Here is a 4,124-nt window from a genome sequence, read left to right as displayed (position 1 = left end):
CCCGATCATATCGTATTGGTAAAGAATATTCCTTTAAATGTAAATGGAAAAGTTGATTTTAGCCAACTGCCTGACCCAATTGTAAATTCAGCAAGTCCGACAAAAAACACTCTTACAAACGAAGAAATTTTATTGATTGCAATTTGGAAAGAAATTTTAAAAACAGATTCAATTAATTGTGGCAGTAATTTCTTTAATGCAGGTGGTCAGAGCTTATCTGCCATTCAAATGATTTCGGAAGTTTATCGCCAGATGAAGGTAAACATATCTTTGTCTGATATTTATACTTATCCAATAGTGAGTGAACTGGCTGAAGTTCTTTCCAGCAGAGTGGTTACCCAGACATTTGTTTCTACAAGTGGATTACCAAAAAATCAATGGATGCCAAGTACCCCTATGCAACAAAAGCTTTGGGCGGACATGGATTTAACGAATTCCACCAAATATTTAATGCCGGGAATTTTAGTGTTAACGGGTAAATTGGATGAAGCATTATTTTTACAAGCGCTATCCATTACGATAGCGCAGCATTCTGCACTTCGTTATCGTTTCGGTCTTAACAAAAACGGATTAGAATTTACTGCAGTAAATGGAACAGAAGAACAAGTGCATTTTAAAGATCTAACATATTCCACTAATCCGGAAGAGGGTATTCTGTCTTTTATAAACACAACTTTGTTGCAGGAAGTCAATCCGGAAACAGATCCGTTATGCAGGCTCGCTTTAATTAAAATTTCTGAGAATAACTGGCGATTTACCTTCATGTTGCATCATCTTATTGGGGATGCTTGGTCTGTGCGGCTATTAATTACCTCTGTTCTTAAACACTATTCATCCTTGCTAAAGCAAGAGGACATTAAATTTCCGGAGCTTGTAGAGTATGATGATTATGCTTTATTGCTTTATAAATCAGCTCCTGTAAATGCAGACAGGAAACTTATAGCGGCTTCTGCTTTAGTTAAGGATCGTGTTCAGCCACAAGATATTAGCGGAAACACAAGTTATGGCTATAGCTTTAATCCTACTACCCATGAGGCATTAACTCAATTGTCTTCTACTTATTCCATTCCTTATTTACCTTTAATTAGTGGTTTTCAAATGCTGACTTTGTTACAGCATACCCAGCAAGAAAAGCTATCGGTTGTAACACCTTTACACGGGCGTAATGAGGCTCGCTGGAATTCTACCATCGGTTTGTTTATGAATGTGATACCTTTTACTATTACTGCCGATCAGCAACAAATGGTTCATGAGGTAATATCAGATATTCAGCAACAATATATCAGTTTTATTGACCCTGATAATATATCCAAATTCTCTGCGCAATGGGTTCCATCTATCCTTGAATTAGGTGAAAAAGCGTTGGTTGAAATACAATTAGATGATTATGATTTGCATTATGGCACTGAAGAGTATGATCTACAAGGCTTAAGAGTTTCCAGTGATGGCTTTGAGGATAATTTTATGGTCAGAAAATTCGATCTCGAGTTTCACTTTAAGCTAAACAAAAATGAGCTTTCTGTACAGTGTCTATTTAATTCCGAATTTTTCTCATTGCCTACTATTAAAAAACATTTGCAACGATTCGAAAACATGCTTCTTATAATAAATGAAAAGCCATTTATAACCGTTTCTGAACTGTTTGCAGCCTTAAATGCCAACGAAAAGAAGAAAATGCAGTCTGAACAAACTGCCAGTATCCGTAATTTTTTTAAAAAGAATTAAAAAGTTTTTATGCCATTATATAATACCTCTTCAGTACAAAAAAGAATCTTCCAACAACACTGGGACACTTGCTTATTAAATTATGCTTTGTTTCGTATAGATCAGTCTTTCTTGTTATCTAATTTGGAAACAAGATGGCAAGTTCTTATTAACGACCATGATATTTTAAAAACTAATTTTGAATACCGTGAAAATTTTAAACATCCATTTCAAAATGTAGCACCTGAAAAAAAAGCTTCGGTAATTGTTATTGATTGTTCTGATTTAAATGAACTTGCCATAATTGCTGAGCATAAAAATTTATGCGTAGAAGTTGCGGATAGTATTCAATTGATTGCATTTGTAAGCAATGGAGAGGTGAAATATTTAGGATTAGCTTCTCCAATTACTCTTCTAGATACTTGGTCTATTCATTGTTTAATTCATTTACTTATTAAAGGGGAGGCTTGTGAGAATTCAAATAAAGAAGAAACATTACAATATGCTCAATATTTAGAATGGCTTGAAAGCCTTTCAGAAAATTCAACTGAAATTCCTGCCGAACTGGTAAACCTCTGGGCGGGTACTGATTCGAAGAAGCTTTACAATCAAAATTTGCAAAGTGAAAATCCAATAGAAAACTGGAAAAACTATGAATCCATAGGCTTAGCTATTCCTTCAAAATTTTTCCAGCAAGTTGCAACTAGCCTTAATACTCAAAGTCATGATTTGCTTTGGATGGCCTGGAGGTTTTTATTGAATAAGCATTATAACGGACAGAAGTGGCAATCTGCTTGGGTCTCTTCGGGACGACAATTTGAAGAATTCAGACAAATACTGGGTCCATTCTCAAAAAGTATTCCTCTAAATATCATTGAAGAAAGTGCGGAATATTCTAAAAATTTAGCCTCTTGGTGCGAAAAGTTAGAATTGCTGGAGTCTTATCGTGAATACTTTAATCCGGAAATTGATAGCCAGTTCTTCTCTCCTTCAGCTGTAGAATATTTAAACCTTGATCTGTTTCCTTCGGAATGGCACCCAAATAAAATTACGGTAATTGATTCTTTATCTTGTAGTGAGCCAGCTAATCTTAAATTAATTATTACTGAAAAAGAGCAACTTTGTAATGTATCAATTCAGTATAATATTACTGCATTTCATAAAGACGCAGCGCAAGCCATTGCATCCCAATTTCAACAACTGATTATAAAAATCATTGAAAGTGGCAGTATTACCCAACTTCAATCCATAGAATTGGCAGATGCTGAGGTGAAGACGCACATTCTGCAATCCTTAGGGAAAGGGAAAATAGCTCATTTTCCTTTTAAATCAATGCCGGATTTATTCTTTGAAACCAGTCTGCAAAATCCTGATAAAATTGCCCTTACTTATAATAATCAAGCTACTTCATATCAAACGTTATATCAAAGTTCCCGGGCAATTGCCGATATATTAATAAACCAATATGATATTAAACCAGGTGATATTGTAGCTATTCACTTGCAGAGAAGCGAAAAACTAATAAAAGCTATTTGGGCTGTAATGATGTCTGGCGCTACCTATATTCCTATTGATACCGAATATCCAGAAAGTCGTATTACTCATATTTTGAAAAATTCGAATGCAAATTTATTGATTTCGGATACCACTTTTAGTGGAAATAACAATATTGATTCTGTTTCTTCTTCCCCCACAATGATGACATTACCCGTCATTAATACAATCCATATAGATGCTCTCATAGATAAATCAACAAAAGTTAAGTCGCCATGTAGCCTACCTGAGTGGAAGCCAGATCAAATTGTATATGTGATTTATACTTCGGGTACTACAGGAAATCCAAAGGGATGTAAAATAAGTATGAATAATCTTTTGTATTATATAAAATGGACTGAAGATTATTATTTTGCTCCCGATATTGTTGGGAATTGTCCATTTTTTACATCTATTGCATTTGACCTTACAGTAACCTCTATTTTCAGTACGCTAAGCAGGGGCGCTACTTTATACATCGCTTCAGAAGAAGAATCAGTTTCAGAGCATCTTCAAAAAATATTCGATGGTTCTGCAGGCGTTGATACCGTAAAACTGACGCCTTCACATATCAGGTTACTTCCTCATTTATCTATTTCTGAATGTAAAATATCAACCTGTATCATTGGCGGTGAGGCACTATTGCCTAGTGATGTAGAGATTCTACGTTCTTTAAATACACAAATTAATATATATAATGAATACGGACCTACTGAATGTACAGTTGGATGCATTGTTTGGAAAGTGCCCGAAAAGTATAACAAAATATTGATTGGCAAACCCATTGCTAATTCATCAGTATATATTCTAAATGATCTAGATCAAATATGCCCTGCTGGAATTGTGGGTGAAATTCATATTGGTGGTAAAACTGTTGGGGCTGGTTA

Annotated in this window: 2 protein-coding genes; both read left to right on the top strand. The window is 34.9% G+C overall.

What is annotated here, in order from left to right; genetic code table 11:
- The coding region (locus ACILQF_RS11235) for a condensation domain-containing protein (RefSeq protein WP_395627500.1) at positions 1-1,725 on the top strand (1,725 nt) is incomplete at its 5' end.
- A gap of 9 nt (positions 1,726-1,734) precedes the next feature.
- The coding region (locus ACILQF_RS11230) for an AMP-binding protein (RefSeq protein ID WP_395627499.1) at positions 1,735-4,124 on the top strand (2,390 nt) is incomplete at its 3' end.

The organism is Daejeonella sp. (assembly GCF_044232565.1).
In the GTDB taxonomy this organism is placed as follows: domain Bacteria; phylum Bacteroidota; class Bacteroidia; order Sphingobacteriales; family Sphingobacteriaceae; genus Daejeonella.
The sequence above is the reverse complement of the archived record's forward strand: the minus strand, read 5'-3'. Positions and strand labels throughout refer to the sequence as shown.